The organism is Mesorhizobium sp. M7A.F.Ca.CA.002.05.1.1, assembly GCF_003998335.1.
GTDB lineage: Bacteria > Pseudomonadota > Alphaproteobacteria > Rhizobiales > Rhizobiaceae > Mesorhizobium.
This window is the reverse complement of record NZ_RZQI01001647.1, coordinates 1-452: the sequence shown is the minus strand read 5'-3', so window position 1 is coordinate 452 and position 452 is coordinate 1. Positions and strand designations below refer to the sequence as shown.

The following is a 452-nucleotide window of genomic DNA, read 5'->3' as shown; positions in this document are numbered from 1 at the left end:
TGCCGGCACGACCCGACGGCATCATGCTGCCCAAGTCGAACAGCGGCCAGGATGTGCAGCATCTGTCGGCAAAGCTCAGGGTGCGCGAGGCCGAAAATGGCTTGGCCGACGGCGCGATCAAGATCCTGCCGATCATCACCGAAACGCCGGCAGGCGTGCTGGCGGCGGCGACCTATGCCGGGACAAGTGCGCGGCTTGCCGGCCTCACCTGGGGCGCTGAAGACCTGTCGGCGGCGATCGGCGCGCGCAGCGTCCGCGACGAGCATGGCCGCTACACGGACGTGTTCCGCCACGCTCGCACAATGACCATACTTGCCGCCGGTGCGGCGGAGGTCGCGGCGATCGACACCGTCTTCCCGAATTTTCGCGACATAGCGGCCTTCGAAGTGGAATGCACGGAGGCCGAGCGCGATGGCTTCACCGGCAAGATGGCGATCCATCCCGACCAGGTG

General features: G+C 66.8%; 1 protein-coding gene. It reads left to right on the top strand.

Going from position 1 to position 452, the window contains the following annotated elements; translation table 11 throughout:
* Nucleotides 1-452: HpcH/HpaI aldolase/citrate lyase family protein (locus EN939_RS37565; RefSeq protein WP_245473348.1), on the top strand; the 452-nt coding region annotated here is incomplete at both ends.